The 14,246-nt window shown below is 64.7% G+C and carries 13 protein-coding genes; 5 read left to right on the forward strand and 8 right to left on the reverse strand.

Going from position 1 to position 14,246, the window contains the following annotated elements; all coding sequences use genetic code 11:
* Positions 1–20: 20 nt before the first annotated feature.
* The 7 genes from ACVOL0_RS10695 to ACVOL0_RS10725 form a co-directional block, all read right to left on the reverse strand.
* Positions 21–986 (reverse strand): SDR family NAD(P)-dependent oxidoreductase, encoded by a 966-nt coding sequence (locus ACVOL0_RS10695; RefSeq protein ID WP_481549075.1) that lies wholly within the window; start codon positions 984–986, stop codon positions 21–23.
* Positions 983–1,714 (reverse strand): suppressor of fused domain protein, encoded by a 732-nt coding sequence (locus ACVOL0_RS10700; RefSeq protein WP_481549076.1) that lies wholly within the window; start codon positions 1,712–1,714, stop codon positions 983–985. Before ACVOL0_RS10700 ends, ACVOL0_RS10695 begins: the two co-directional genes overlap by 4 nt.
* Before the next feature lie 38 nt (positions 1,715–1,752).
* Entirely contained in the window at positions 1,753–2,061 is a 309-nt protein-coding gene (locus ACVOL0_RS10705) for a helix-hairpin-helix domain-containing protein (RefSeq protein ID WP_481549077.1), read from the reverse strand.
* Between the two features lie 34 nt (positions 2,062–2,095).
* Positions 2,096–3,010, reverse strand: a complete 915-nt coding sequence (locus ACVOL0_RS10710) for a ParB/RepB/Spo0J family partition protein (RefSeq protein ID WP_481549078.1) — start codon at positions 3,008–3,010, stop codon at positions 2,096–2,098.
* Positions 3,010–3,807, reverse strand: coding sequence for a ParA family protein (locus tag ACVOL0_RS10715; protein ID WP_481549079.1), 798 nt, complete (start codon positions 3,805–3,807; stop codon positions 3,010–3,012). Before ACVOL0_RS10715 ends, ACVOL0_RS10710 begins: the two co-directional genes overlap by 1 nt.
* A gap of 418 nt (positions 3,808–4,225) precedes the next feature.
* Positions 4,226–4,867: a 16S rRNA (guanine(527)-N(7))-methyltransferase RsmG gene (gene rsmG, locus ACVOL0_RS10720; RefSeq protein WP_481549080.1), complete on the reverse strand. Its 642-nt coding sequence runs from the start codon at positions 4,865–4,867 to the stop codon at positions 4,226–4,228.
* Positions 4,868–5,048: 181 nt separating this feature from the next.
* The gene (locus ACVOL0_RS10725) at positions 5,049–5,639 is read right to left on the reverse strand and encodes a 4'-phosphopantetheinyl transferase family protein (protein ID WP_481549081.1); all 591 of its coding nucleotides are present in this window, start codon (positions 5,637–5,639) and stop codon (positions 5,049–5,051) included.
* 102 nt (positions 5,640–5,741) lie between these two features.
* Here ACVOL0_RS10725 and ACVOL0_RS10730 point away from each other — a divergent pair, with 102 nt between their 5' ends.
* Positions 5,742–5,996: a GlsB/YeaQ/YmgE family stress response membrane protein gene (locus ACVOL0_RS10730; RefSeq protein ID WP_481549082.1), complete on the forward strand. Its 255-nt coding sequence runs from the start codon at positions 5,742–5,744 to the stop codon at positions 5,994–5,996.
* A 56-nt stretch (positions 5,997–6,052) separates the two neighbouring features.
* Here ACVOL0_RS10730 and xth read toward each other — a convergent pair whose 3' ends face one another.
* Positions 6,053–6,826 (reverse strand): exodeoxyribonuclease III, encoded by a 774-nt coding sequence (gene xth, locus ACVOL0_RS10735; protein WP_481549083.1) that lies wholly within the window; start codon positions 6,824–6,826, stop codon positions 6,053–6,055.
* Positions 6,827–7,220: 394 nt separating this feature from the next.
* Here xth and ACVOL0_RS10740 point away from each other — a divergent pair, with 394 nt between their 5' ends.
* The 4 genes from ACVOL0_RS10740 to ACVOL0_RS10755 all read left to right on the forward strand — a co-directional run bounded on the left by ACVOL0_RS10740 (position 7,221) and on the right by ACVOL0_RS10755 (position 14,087).
* Positions 7,221–8,072, forward strand: coding sequence for an HpcH/HpaI aldolase/citrate lyase family protein (locus tag ACVOL0_RS10740; RefSeq protein ID WP_481549084.1), 852 nt, complete (start codon positions 7,221–7,223; stop codon positions 8,070–8,072).
* Between the two features lie 52 nt (positions 8,073–8,124).
* Positions 8,125–10,533 (forward strand): sodium:solute symporter family protein, encoded by a 2,409-nt coding sequence (locus ACVOL0_RS10745; RefSeq protein ID WP_481549085.1) that lies wholly within the window; start codon positions 8,125–8,127, stop codon positions 10,531–10,533.
* 135 nt (positions 10,534–10,668) lie between these two features.
* Positions 10,669–11,550 carry a LysR family transcriptional regulator gene (locus ACVOL0_RS10750; protein ID WP_481549086.1) on the forward strand — a complete coding sequence of 294 codons (882 nt, stop codon included), beginning with the start codon at positions 10,669–10,671 and terminating at the stop codon, positions 11,548–11,550.
* Between the two features lie 365 nt (positions 11,551–11,915).
* Complete coding sequence (locus ACVOL0_RS10755) at positions 11,916–14,087, forward strand: TonB-dependent receptor (RefSeq protein WP_481549087.1); 2,172 nt, start codon at positions 11,916–11,918, stop codon at positions 14,085–14,087.
* Positions 14,088–14,246 lie beyond the last annotated feature (159 nt).

Here is a 14,246-nt window from a genome sequence, read left to right on the forward strand (position 1 = left end):
TCAACTTAGCGGAACGTGAGTCAGGCGCGCGACCCGAAGTAGGTACGGCACCACTCCACCACCGGTGGCAGGCCCAGCTCGATCGGCGTGTTCGGCGCGTAGCCGAAGGCCGCCTGCGCGCGCGCGGTATCAGCCATGGTTTCCACCATGTCGCCCGGCTGCATCGGCTTGTAGACCTTGCGCGCCGGGTGCCCCGCGGCCGAGGCGATCACGTCGATGAAATGTTCCAGCTCCACCGGAGTGTGGTTGCCCAGGTTGAATACCTGGTGAGGGGTAGCCTGGGCGGAGGGGTGCGACAGCGCACCGAGGATACCGGTAACGATGTCAGAAACATGTGTGAAGTCGCGCCGCATATGGCCGTTGTTGAACACATCGATGCTGCGCCCGGCCAGCACCGCGCGCGAGAACAGCAGCGGCGCCATGTCCGGCCGGCCCCAGGGGCCATACACGGTGAAAAAGCGCAGGCCGGTGGCCTTCAAGCCGTACAGCTGCGCATAGGTATAGGCCATCAATTCGTTGGCCGCCTTGGTGGCCGCGTACAGCGAGCGCGGCTGGTCCACGCGCTGGTCTTCGGAGAACGGCGGCGTGGCCGAGTTGCCATAGACCGAGCTGCTGGACGCATAGACCAGATGCTGCACACCGCGGTGCCGGCACAGCTCCAAGATGTTGACGAAGCCGACCAGATTGCTCTCAACGTAGGCGTGCGGGTTGTCCAGCGAATAACGCACGCCGGCCTGCGCGGCCAAGTGGATCACCTGCGTCGGCTGGATTTCATCGAACAGCGCGGCCAGGCCATCGCGATCGGTGATGTCCAGCGCGCGGATATCCAGCTGTGGGCACAACGCCGCCACGCGATCGCGCTTGAGCTGCGGGTCGTAGTAGTCGTTGTAGTTGTCCAGCCCGACCACGCGCTCGCCGCGTGCGGCCAGGGCCTGGCAGGTGTAGGCACCGATGAAGCCGGCGGCGCCGGTGACAAGAATGGTCATGCAGTTGGTCCAGGCTGGTATTCGCGGGCCGGATTGTGCCGGCCCGGCTCGATGACGTCGCCGATGTCGTTGTCACTGAGCAGATCGATCAATGCATCAGCGCCTTCGCGCAGCTTCAAGGCCATTTCCTGCGGATACAAGGGCACCACCGACAGGAACTCGATGCTGGTGTCTTCATCGACCACCAAGGTGTCGAAATCTTCCGGCGCCGACAATGCCAGCAGCAGGATCGCACCATCGAAATTCACGCCCGGCGCGTACGGCTGGGCCGGGTCGCCGTTGGGCACGGTGTGGGCCAGGCCGAGCCAGGTGTTGTGCTTGTGCGGCAGCCGCGCCAGCGTCTTGAGCAGGCGAATGGGCCAGTAATTACGCTCATCCTGCAACTGTGCGTGCTCCAGCGGCCAGTCGCCCGGCAAGGTCAGCATCAGCTCCAGATACGGCGAGACCTCGACATCATCCGGCAGCTGCATCGGCAGATCGCTCATGCCGGAGGTGACCAGGCGCGTATTCGGGCAATCCCCGCACGGCGGCACGACATGGATATCCAGGTGCACGGTGTCGGAAATGATTTCGTGCAGCACACTGGCTATCGGCCCGAGATGACGCTCGATATGCGCGCTGATCGCCTCGACGTGCGAATGGCCGCGCGCCGGTTCGAAGTCGCTGGCCTGCCCGTGGCTCAGCATGCGGCTGCCGCCCGGGCTCATTTCGTCGCCTGTGTTGCTCATGCACTGCTCCGGTTCGTGGCCACGACCATCGCCCTGCCTCACCACAGGGTGAGCGGCGCTTCCTTGGCCAGGGTTTGCTTGCGTTCCTTGCTGTACGCCCACCATGGCTGCGGCGCCTCGCCCCCCATGAAACGCACCACCGACAGGAACACATCGATCACACAGGGATCGTGCACCACGCCGGTTTTCAGGCACAGCTGTGCATACATGTCGTAGGCATCACGCCCGCGCAGGTGCGCGGGAACCCGGATTCCGATCAAACGGAGATCCTTTTCACAGGCCGGCCCGACATTCGGCAGGTCGGTCAGACGCAATAGATGATTGCGGTCGACCTTGGTGGGGTTCATTGCCTTGCGTTCACCTCGTTGGGGAAGAACTGCGTCAGCCGTTCTGGCGGACGCGCAGCCGCTCCAGCACGCCGTCCAGCGTGTCCAGATCAGTGTAATGGATGACCAGCTTGCCCTTGCCGCCGCGGCCGTGGCTGATCGCCACTTTCGCGCCCAGCGATTCGGACAGCTCGGTTTCCAGCGATGCGATATCGGCCTGCGGCGCGCTCGGCGACGGCTTGGCCTTGCGTGCGCCCGGCACCTTGCCGGCGGCGAACTGCTGCGCGCGGTGCTCGACTTCACGCACCGACCAGCCCTGCTCGGCGGCTTCTTCGGCCAACTTGGTGGCCAGTTCCGGCGCCAGCGTCAGCAGCGCGCGGGCATGGCCCATTTCCAGCCGGCGGGTTTCCAGCAGCACGCGCACACCGATCGGCAGATCGATCAGGCGCAGCAGGTTGGACACCGAAGCGCGCGAGCGGCCAACGGCCTGCGCGGCTTCGGCATGGGTCAACGTGAACTCGCTGACCAGCCGCGCCAGCGCTTCGGCTTCTTCGAGCGGGTTGAGGTCTTCGCGCTGGATGTTCTCGATCAGCGCCATCGCGATGACGGTGCGGTCTTCCAGCTCGCGCACCACCACCGGCACTTCGTCCAGCCCGGCCAGGCGCGAAGCGCGCCAACGGCGTTCACCGGCGATGATTTCGTAGCGACCACCTTCGATCTGGCGCACCAGGATCGGCTGGATGATGCCCTGTGCCTTGATCGAATCGGCCAGTTCGGCCAGCTTGCCCTCGTCCATGTCGCGACGCGGCTGGTACTTGCCGGGTTGCAGCTGGTCGATCGGCAGTTTGCGCAGCACTTCGCCGGGTTGCGGCTCGGCGACGGCAGCGACGGTGACCGGGGTGACTGCGCCCTTGGGGCCCAGCAAGGCATCAAGACCACGGCCAAGACCGCGCTTTTTCGCTGCACTCATCAGACAGCCTCCACGGCCCGGGAGGGCTGCTTGCGTTCGTTGTTGCGGCGGATGATCTCACCGGCCAGGCCCAGGTAGGCCACACCACCGCGCGAGGCGCGGTCGTAGCCGACGATGCTCTGGCCATGGCTGGGCGCCTCGGCCAGGCGCACGTTGCGCGGCACGATGGTGCGGAACACGCGGTCGCCGAAGTACTCGGTGAGCTGCGCCGACACCGCGTTGGCCAGGTTGTTGCGCACATCGAACATGGTGCGCAGCACGCCTTCGATTTCCAGCGCCGGGTTGAGGTTGATCTTCAGCGCGTCGATGGTCTCGACCAGCGCGCTCAGGCCTTCCAGTGCGTAGTACTCGCACTGCATCGGCACGATCACCGAGTCGGCGGCGGCCAGCGCGTTCAGCGTCAGCAGCGACAGCGCCGGCGGGCAGTCGATCAGGATGTAGTCGTATTCATCGCGGACCGGTGCCAGCGCGCGCTTCAGGCGCTGCTCGCGCTCGCTCTGGTCCATCAGCTGGATCTCGGCGGCGGTCAGGTCGATGTTGCCCGGCAGCAGGTCGAAGCCTTCTGGCGTGGTGACGCGCACCTGCGCGGCAGTGATCTCGCCCAGCAGCAGGTCACAGGTGGACGCTGCCACTTCACGTTTGTCCACGCCACTGCCCATGGTCGCGTTGCCCTGCGAGTCCAGGTCGACCAGCAGCACGCGTTTCGGTGCGGCGGCAAGGGAAGCAGCCAGATTGACAGCCGTCGTGGTCTTGCCGACGCCGCCTTTCTGGTTGGCGATGGCGATGATGCGAGCCATGCAGGAGAGCCTCGTTGGCGAAGTTGGACTGGTCATTATGGGGGTAGCGGCGCGTAGGCGGAAATCGGTTTCCGGGTAACGGGCGGCTTTTGCTGGTAAAGCCCCCTGCCGAGCATGACTCGGCACCACCGCTTTAGCCCTTCTCCCGCTTGCGGGAGAAGGGTTGGGGTGAGGGCAGCTTTTAGCCTTGGCCGGTGTAAAGCCCCTGCCGAGCATGGCTCGGCACTACGCTTCTGCCCCCTCCCTTTGGCGAAGCCAAGGGGAGGGTTGGGGAGGGGTAGCTTTTGGCTTGGCCACGGGGATTGCCCGGAACTACTGCTTTAGCCCCTCTCCCGCTTGCGGGAGAGGGGTTGGGGTGAGGGCAGCCTTTAGCCTTGGCCGGCAAAGCCCTTGCCGAGCATGGCTCGGCACTACAGATCTAGCCCTTGCGCTCCACCACCACCAGATGCCGGTCACCAACCAGGCCCGGCACCTGCAGCGGGCGCACTTCCAGCACCTGCCAGCCGGCCGGCAGTTGGGCGATCTCATCGTGCGGGTACACACCCTTCATCGCCAGCAACTGGCCGCCGGGGCGCAGCAGGTGACCGCCAACCTCGATGATGCCGGCCAGCGTATCCATGGCACGGGCGGTGAGGTTGTCGTAAGCACCCGGCTCGTCCAACGCTTCGGCGCGGGATTCGGCGACGCGGGCGTTGTTCAAACCGAGCTGACGCACGGCCTCGCGCATGAAGCGGGCCTTCTTGCCGTTGCTCTCGACCAGGGTCACCTGCAGCTGCGGGTGGGTGATGGCCAGCGGGATACCCGGCAACCCGGGGCCCGTGCCCAGATCGGCCAGACTACCGCTGCTCACATGTTCGGCCATGGCCAGCGAGTCGAGCAGATGGCGGGTCACCATTTCGCGCGGGTCGCGGATGGCAGTGAGATTGTAGGTGCGGTTCCAGCGCACCAGCAGGGTCAGGTACGCCAGCAAGGGCTTGGCCAAGGCGGCGTCCAGACCCATGGCCTTCAAGCCGTGGTCGAGGTCGCTGGCGACTTCGCGCGGGAGAGTGGTGTCGTTCATGGCGGGGATTATCGCAGGAGTGGCGCTTTTGGCCCCCTCCCTTTGGCGAAGCCAAGGGGAGGGTTGGGGAGGGGTGCTTTGGATCTGGCCTTTGATCTGTCGCGCGAGGCAAGAGCAACGGCAACAGCTACCCCTCCCCAGCCCTCCCCTTGGCCTGCGGCCAAAGGGAGGGGGCACATCGCTACAGCGGATACCACGCCAGCGCGGCGCGGAAATCCTCCGTCGCCTGCCACTCATGGAGATGCCAGCGCGACGCATCGCCCAGGCCGGGGTCACACCACACCAGCTGCAAGGCGCCCACCGCATCCGGCGCAAAGCGCAGCTTGTTCAGCCCGAACGAAATGCCATGCCCGTGCGCCTTCAACAGCGCCTCCTTGGCGCACCACACGCGGAAGAACCATTGCTCGCAGCCGCTGTCATCCAGCGACTCCAGCCAGGCAATCTCATCCGGGTGGAAGTAGCGGCGGATCACCTCGCGCATCTGTCTGCGCGGCCGCTGCCGTTCCAGGTCCACGCCCAGGCGTGCACCCTCGCCCAACGCCACCAGTAGATGGCCGCCGCTATGGCTCCAGCCGGTGCCGTAATGCGCCAGCTCGCCGATCAGCCATGGCCGGCTGCGCTCATCGCGGGTCAGCGGCAGGGCCTCGGGCGTGGTGTCGAAAACACCGGCCAGCACCTCGCGGGCCTGCGGTTCACCGCGAGTGCCGGGCGTATGCGGCAACAGCCACACATCCACCGGACCAAACTGCCAATCACTCCCGGTCGGGCTCATGCTGAACAGGTTCCTGCCCGGACAAACATGTTCTTAACGCCACTACGCGTTGACTGTCGCCACCGCACCTTTCGGGGTGCTTCATGGCAGGGAGGTTCGCGCATGGGCATCATCATCTGGTTGATTATTGGTGGCGTTGTGGGTTGGCTGGCCAGCATCATCATGCGCCGCGATGCGCAGCAGGGCATCATCCTGAACATCGTGGTGGGCATCGTCGGGGCCATGATCGCCGGCTTTTTCTTCAGCGGCGGCAGCATCAATGGCGCGATCACGCTGCGCTCCTTCCTGCTGTCACTGGTCGGCGCGGTGGTACTGCTGGCCATCGTCAATCTGTTCACACGCAAAAGCGTGCGTTAACCGTTCTGTTGCCAATTCGACCAAGGCCCGGCTGGCAACAGCCGGGCCTTATTGTTTCAGCCCTGTGCCAGCTGCACCCAGGCCGGGGCGTGATCACTGGGGCGTTCCCAGGTACGCGGTTCACGATCGATGCCGGAGGCGACAGCGCGCGACTTGAGCGCATCGGAGACCAGGGTCAGGTCGATGCGCAGACCGAGATTGCGGCGAAAGCCTGCCGCACGGTAGTCCCACCAGCTGAAGATGCCAGCTTCGTCGTTGTGCAGGCGGAAGGCATCGTGCAGGCCCAGGTCCAGCAGCTTCTGCAGACCGGCGCGTTCGGCGGTGGAGGTGAGAATGTGGTTCTCGTTCCAGACGCTTACATCGGGCACATCGCGATCATCCGGGGCGATATTGAAATCGCCCATCACCACCAGTTGCGGGTGCTTCTGCAGTTCGGCGGCGATCCAGGTGTGCACCGCTTCCAGCCAACGCAGCTTGTAGGCGTACTTGTCGGTGCCCACGTCCTGACCGTTGACCACGTACAGATTGATGATGCGCACACCATTCACGGTGCCGGCGATCACCCGCTTCTGCTCGTCCTCGAAATCGGGAATGCCGATCTGCACGTCTTCGATCGGGTGCCGCGACAGCAGCGCGACACCGTTATAGGTCTTCTGCCCGGCAAACACGTTGCGATAGCCCAGTTCCAGCAGCCGCGTATCGGGGAACTTGTGGTCCTCCAGCTTGGTTTCCTGGATGCCGACCACGTCGGGGGCAAAGTCGGCCAGCCACTGTTCCAGGTGCGGCAGACGGACATTGAGCGAATTGACGTTCCACGAAGCGATTTTCATGGGGGGATTCTAGCCGGGGCCGGGGCCAATGGCCCCTCCTCTCAGCTGAAGGCGGCAGCAATCAGCCCCCTCCCTTGCGCCAAAGGCGCAGGGGAGGGTTGGGGAGGGGGGCTTTGGCTTTGGCTTTGGCTTTGGCTTTGGCTTTGGTTCTCCCGTCGCTTCGGCTTGCCTTCCCGCAGCTGAGGCAACGTCAAAAGCTCCCCCCTTCCGCCCTTCGGGCACCTTCCCCCGCAGGCGGGGGAAGGGACAGCCCGCGCTTGGACGCCTTGCTGAGTCTTTCTCCCCACCCGCCAAACCCCGCAAACCACAACAAAACCTATCGGGTGAATGTCGGGGAATACACTTTTTCAGCGTTCCGATTCGCGCAGACTGCCTCTCAAAGTGAGGGGAAGCCATGCGTAGCAAGCTGTTTGTGCCCGGCGCACGTCCGGAACTGTTCGACAAGGCCTTGGCCAGTGCGGCCGATGCCCTGTCCTTCGATCTGGAGGATTCCGTCCCCGAGGCAGGCAAACAGGCGGCGCGCGCAGCCATCGCCAGCTTCCTCGCCCGCGCCGATGTGCTTGCCAGCAACAAGCTGCTGATCGTCCGCACCAATGCCACCGACAGCCCGCACTTCGCCGCCGATCTGGCCGCAATGGCAGTGCCCGGCCTGTGGCTGCTCAATATCCCCAAGGTGGAATCGGCCGCGCAGGTGCGCCAGCTGGTCGTTGCGCTGGAACGCGCCGAGGCCGCCAATGGCGTGACCCGGCCGATCGGCCTGCTGCTGAACATCGAAACCCCGCGTGGCCTGCGTCTGGCCGCTGAATTGGCTGGTGCGCATCCGCGCGTGGCCGGCCTGCAGCTGGGGCTGGGCGATCTGTTCGCGCCCAATGGCATCGCCCGCACGCCGGCCAATGTGCATGCGGTGCTGTTCGCGGTGAAAATGGCCGCCACCGAAGCGGGCGTGTTCGCCTGTGATGGGGCTTGGCCGGATGTGGCCGATGCCGAGGGCTTCCGTACCGAGGCCATGCTCGCGCAGCAGTTGGGCTATATCGGCAAGAGCTGCATCCATCCGCGCCAGGTGGGCCAGGCCAATGTGATCTTCAGCGTGGCCGAGGCCGAACTGGACGAAGCACGGCGTATTGTTGCCGCCGCGCAGGCGGCCAGCGATCTGGGCCGCGGTGCGTTCCTGTTCGAGGGACGCATGATCGATGTGCCTTACCTGCGCCGGGCCGAAGCCCTGCTCGCCGGCGCCCTGCGCGCCTGATCTTTCCATCTGGCGGTTCGCCGCCACGCCGTTCATTACCGGGATTCCATCCATGCCCACGCCCATGGCCACCGCGCTCGCCGCGCTGTCGCACCGCTTCTCGCTCGGCTTCCGTCTGCTCGTCGTCACCACCTTGCTGGCACTGGCCGGCACGGCGGCCGCCGACGAGAGTTTGAATGCAGTGAAGCCCGGCTCGCTGCCGGCACTGCCGGAGGCCGCGCCGGTGCAGCAGTTGCTGGATGTCGATGGCCGCCTGCTGGCCCGCTCCGGTGACAAGGCCTGGCTGCTCGACAAGAATGGCAAAGCGTGGACGGCCGCCACCGGCATCAGCAACGAGGTGGTGCAGGACATCGTCCGCACCGGCGACAAAACCTGGGTGCTGACCGGCCCGGATGCGAGTCACAGCAATCAGTTGCAGCAGCTCACGCTCAAGGGCGAAAGCCTCGGCAAGGGCCAGTCGCTGGCACTGCCATCGCCACTGGGCAATGCGCATGCAGCCTCCCTGGATGGCGCCTTGTTCGTCGCTGGTGTCGACGATAGCGGCGTGACCCAGCTGTACAAAAAGCCGACCGACGCCGCGCAGTGGCAGCCGCAGCTGATCTGGCCGAGCGCCGCTGCCGTTGTCGCCCTGCAGGCGCAGAAAGGCGCGTTGTACGCGGTGGTCGGCAACAACGGTGCGCAGCAACTGCTGCGCTGGAACGCAGAGAAGGGCTGGCATGAGCTGCCCGCCATCGGTGGCGACGTTGTCCCGGGTTCGCTGCGTGCACTCGGCCAGGCGCACTTGTTGATGCAGGTGACCGACGCAGTTGGCAGCAGCCACGCGCGCACCTTCCACACCATCACCAGCGCCTGGGCCGACCTGGCCGATACCGATGCCAAGGCACCAGTGGCCAGTGCCAGCTGGGGCAATGGCCTGGCCTGGGCGAATGCCGATGGCAGCCTGCATACCTTTGAACTGCAGAGCGGCAAGCACCTGCTGGGCTGGATGGACTGGACGGTGATCATCATCTACCTGGGCGCGATGCTGGGCATGGGCGCCTACTTCTACTTCCGCGAGAAGCGTGCCAGCACCGCCGACTTCTTCGTCGGTGGCCGCAGCATTCCGTTCTGGGCCGCGGGCGTGAGCTTGTACGCCACCAACACCAGTTCGATCAGCTTCATCGCCATTCCGGCCAAGGCCTTCGAGACCAACTGGCAGTACCTGACCAACAACCTGATCGCGGTGCTGGGCCTGATGTTCGTGGCGGTGTGGATCGTGCCGCTGCTGCGTCGCCTGGATCTGATGAGCGTGTTCTCCTATCTGGAAACCCGCTTCCATCCGGCAATCCGCATGCTCGCCAGCGCGCTGTGCATCGTCATGCAGATCGGTGCGCGCATGAGCGTGGTGCTGTTCCTGCCGGCGTTGGCCATCGCCACCATCACCGGCATCAGCGTGGTGTGGAGCATCATGATGATGGGCGTGTTCACCATCCTCTACACCGCGATGGGCGGCATGAAGGCGGTGATCTGGACCGACTTCGTGCAGGTGATCGTGAAGATGGGCGGCGCGATCTTCGCCATCGGGTTCATCGTCTGGACGCTGAAGGGCGGCTTCGGTGAGTTCGTCGCCACCGCCGCGATGGAAGACAAGACCAAGCTGTTCGATTTCAGCTTCGACCTGACCAAGGCCACGGTGTGGGGCTTCATCTTCCTGGTCGTGTTCGACGTGGTGCTGACCTTCCCCAAGGACCAGGTGCTGATGCAGCGCACCCTGGCCACCAAGTCGGACAAGGAAGCCGGTCGCTCGATCTGGGCCTTCGCCGCGATCATGATCCCCGGCGGCTTCATCTTCTACGGCATCGGTACCGCCTTGTGGGTGTTCTACAAGAACAACCCGCAGCGCCTTGACCCGCTGCTGCCGATCGATGCGACCTTCCCGCTGTTCATCGCCGCCGAACTGCCGCCTGGCGTCACCGGCCTGATCATCGCCGGCGTGTTCTCCGCGGCAATGGCGACCTTGTCGAGCATCATGAACAGCGTCGCCACGCTGATCTCGGTCGACTTCTACGAGCGCATCGCCAAGAACCCGACCCCGCGCAAGAGCGTGCTGTTCGCCGAGATCTCCACGGTGCTGGTCGGCCTGACCGCGATCGGCTTGGCGCTGATCATGACCCGCTACGACATCCACTCGCTGTTCGATGTGTCGATCGAACTGGCCGGCCTGCTTGGTGGCGGCTTTGCCGGCGCCTATACGCTGGGCATGTTCACCCGTCGCGCCAACTCCGCTGGCGTGGCGATTGGTGTGGCCGCCAGCATCGTGCTGACCTTCGTTGCCTGGTGGTACAGCCTGGTACACCCGTACTTCTACCTGGCCATTTCGATCTTCCTGTGCATCGTGATCGGCTATGTGGCCAGCCTGTTCTTCCCGGCACCGAACCGTTCGCTGAAGGGCCTGACCATCTACAAGCAGGATGCGGTGTGAAGACCGGCCTGCACGCCGCTGCGGCCCTGCTCCGCGGCGGCGTGACGCCAGATCCGGCAAAGACCATGACGTTGGTCGGATCGCGCCGCCGCGCCCGCTGGTGTAGTTTGGCGCGCAGCTGAGAGGTCTAATCGCGTGGAAACCCAGTTCCTCAATACCTTTGTCACCGTGGTCGACCGTGGCTCCATGGCCGCGGCGGCACGCATGCTGCACATCACCCCTGCCGCCGTTGCCCAGCAGATCCGCACGCTGGAACGCGAGCTGGGCGCACCACTGATCGCCCGCGCTGGCCGCACCGTCAGCGTCACCGAGGAAGGTGCGCGCATCCTGCAGCGCGCGCGCGACCTGCTGCGTGGCGTGGCCGATCTGCGCAGCGTCGCCAATGAAAGCGGCATGGCCGGCGAACTGCGGCTGGGCGCCTGCCCTACCGCGCTGGGCGGGCTGGTGCCGGACATCCTGGCGCGGATGGTGGCCAAGTTCCCCGAGATCAACGTCTTCATCAAGCCCGGTTATTCGTCCGACCTTTACGGCGCGGTGGAAGCGGGTGACCTGGATGCGGCGATGGTGCTGCAGGCACCGTTCTCGCTGCCCAAGACCTGCGACTGGCAGCTGCTGCGTGAAGAGCCGCTGGTGGTGCTGGCACCGGCGCGCCTGGCCGGTGCCGATCCGCACAAGCTGCTGCGCGAGGAACCGCTGATCCGCTACGACCGCCACGAATGGGGCGGACGCCAGGCTGACGAATACCTGCGCAAGGCCGGCATCGTGCCGCGTGAGCGGTTCGAGCTGAATGCGCTCAATGCGATTGCCGTGATGGTGGATCGTGGGTTGGGTGTGTCGCTGGTGCCGGATTGGGCAAAGCCGTGGCCGGAAGGAATTTCGGTGGTGCGCATTCCCCTGCCCGAGCCCAGCGAACCGCGCCGCATCGGCATGGTCTGGTCACGCTCCTCGGTGCGCCTGCGCCAGGTCAATGTGCTGCTGGACGAGGCGCGTACGGCGTTGTTGCAGCCGACGGATTGAAAGCAGTGCCCGTGTAGTGCCGAGCCATGCTCGGCAGAGGCCTTGCCAGGAAATCCAACAGGACCGGGAAGGCCCTTGCCGAGCATGGCTCGGCACTACAGGTGGGTTTCCCTGTAATGCCCCTGCAGGCGGCGTCACCCAATCGCAACAAACCCTAGGCTTTGAACATACACAGGTGCGCTTCTATCGCACCGGGCCGCCGCCTAGGCTTCGCCCAACGTCGGAGTTGCGCCCGGTGCCCGCATGGTCGGGTGCCGAAAACAACAAACGGCAAGATCAAAGGGGCGCCAGTCCCCATCGCATTTTGGCTCTGCCGGCTCCCAGGCCGGTCGCGTCACACATTCAAACCTGGGGGAGAGAACAACATGATCAAGCCACTTTCGGCCGCCATCAGCGCCGTGCTGCTCGCCAGCGCGATGAGCCCGGCCTTTGCACAAGACGCTGCAACCACGCTGGACCAGGTGATCGTCACCGGTACCCGCACCCCGGTTGCCATCGACAAGGTCCCCGGTGCCGTCACCCTGATCAGCCCGGAGCAGGTGCAGCGCACCCTGAACCTGACCGAAGACGCCACCGCCGTGCTCGCGCGCATGGTGCCGGGCTATTCCGAATCCTCGCAGGCGATGAGCAACTCCGGTGAGACCCTGCGCGGTCGCGTCGCGCTGCGCCTGTTCGACGGCGTGCCGCAGGGCTCGCCGCTGCGCGAAGGCAGCCGCAACGGCACCTTCACCGACATGGGCGTGATCGGCCGGATCGAAGTCATCAACGGCCCGTCGGCTGCTGAAGGCATCGGCGGCGCCGGTGGCGTGATCAACTACCTGTCCAAGAACCCGGACGTGGCTGGCCACGAAACCACCATCACCACCCGTTACAGCAGCCAGTTCAAGGACGACAGCGCGCAGTCCAAGATCGGCGTCACCCACGCCTTCAAGGGCGACGCGGTCGACTACCTGATCAGCGGCGCTTACATCGACCGTGGCATCGCCTACGACGGCGATGGCCGCCGCGTTGGCCTGAACACCTCCGGTTCGCTGTCCGATTCGTACAGCAAGAACCTGTTCATGAAGGGTGGCTACAACTTCGGCGAAGGCCAGATGCAGCGCATCCAGGCCAGCTACAGCAACTTCCACATCGGCGGCAAGCACAACTACATTCCGGTGGAAGGTTGCCGTGCCGGTGATGATGGCTGCACCAAGCCAACCACCAACACTGCTGAAAAGGGCTCCATCGCCGGCTCGCTGGCCGAGTTCAACGATTTCGAACAGTTCGCGGTGAAGTACACCAATGCCGATTTCTTCGGCGGCGACCTGAGCGTTGATGCCTACTGGGCCGAGCAGGCCATGCGCTACGTGCCGGAAAATGGCGCCGATCGTCAGTTGACCAAGCCAGCACCGCCGGAAGCCGAGCGCATCTGGGACCAGTCGGAAATCAACAGCGAGAAGAAGGGTCTGCGCTTCGGCTATGCCTATGGCGATCTGTTCAAGGTGGAAGGCCTGCGCCTGCGCGCCGGCCTGGACCTGGTGGAAGACACCGCCGAACAGCGTCTGGCGTTGACCAACCGCCTGTGGGTGCCGCCGATGAAGTACACCAGCATCGCACCGTATGCGCAGCTGAGCTGGGACATCGGCCCGGTGACGCTGGACGCCGGCATCCGTCGCGAAGACGGCCAGCTGGAAATCGACAGCTACACCACCGTTGCCTACCGCGACCACACCCCGGTGCAGGGCGGCAAGATGGACTACAAGGCAAACATGCCCAACTTCGGTGCGATCTGGCGCATCACCGACCAGTGGTCGGTGTTCGCTTCGTACTCCGAAGGCTTCGGCATCGCCAACGTCGGCATCCCGCTGCGCAACATCCAGGCCAACAGCCCGTGCAAGGCCGTGTCGTGCATTGCTGATCTGCAGCCGCTGATCACCGAGAACAAGGAAATCGGCTTCAACTGGCGTGGTGCCAAGGGCCAGTTGGGCGCGTCGGTGTACCGCTCGACCTCGGACTTCGGTTCAACCCTGACCATCGACAAGGTCACCGAAGACTTCGTCCTGACTCGCGCGCCGGTCGAGATCGAAGGCTTCGAGTTGAACAGCGCCTGGACCTTCAACGAGCAGTGGAAGGCCAGCTTCCTGTACTCGCGCATCCGTGGCCAGACCCAGTACTACCCGGGCTCGGGCCTGAAGAAGGAAATGGGCATCCTCGACATCTCGCCGGACAAGGTGAATGCCTCGGTGACCTGGACCCCGACCGACAACCTCAACGCAACCCTGGGTGTGAGCAAGACCTTCAGCCGCGACCTGCGTGAGACCTTCGTCGACCCGGCCACCAACGCGGTCTACAAGAACGAAGAGAACACCTATGGCTACGCGCTATGGGACCTGAGCGTGAACTACGACATCGGCCGTTACGGCCAGCTGGCACTGGGCGTCGAAAACCTGTTCGACAAGCAGTACGTGCTGACCTGGTCGCAGCTGCCGGGCTGGCAGAACTACTTCTCCGGCCGTGGCCGGATGGTGTCGCTGACCCACACGTTCAAGTTCTGATAGCTGCAGTTTGAAGGCGGCGCCACAGGCAACTGTGGCGCCGTTTTTGTTTGCTGTTTGTTGTTTGTGGGAGCGGCGTAAGCCGCGAAGCAGGCCACCGTTCCGGCGATGAAATATCTGCAATTGCAGGATGCGCGGGAGCGGATGCTTCTCCAGCTT

This window comes from Stenotrophomonas sp. STEN021 (assembly GCF_056760175.1).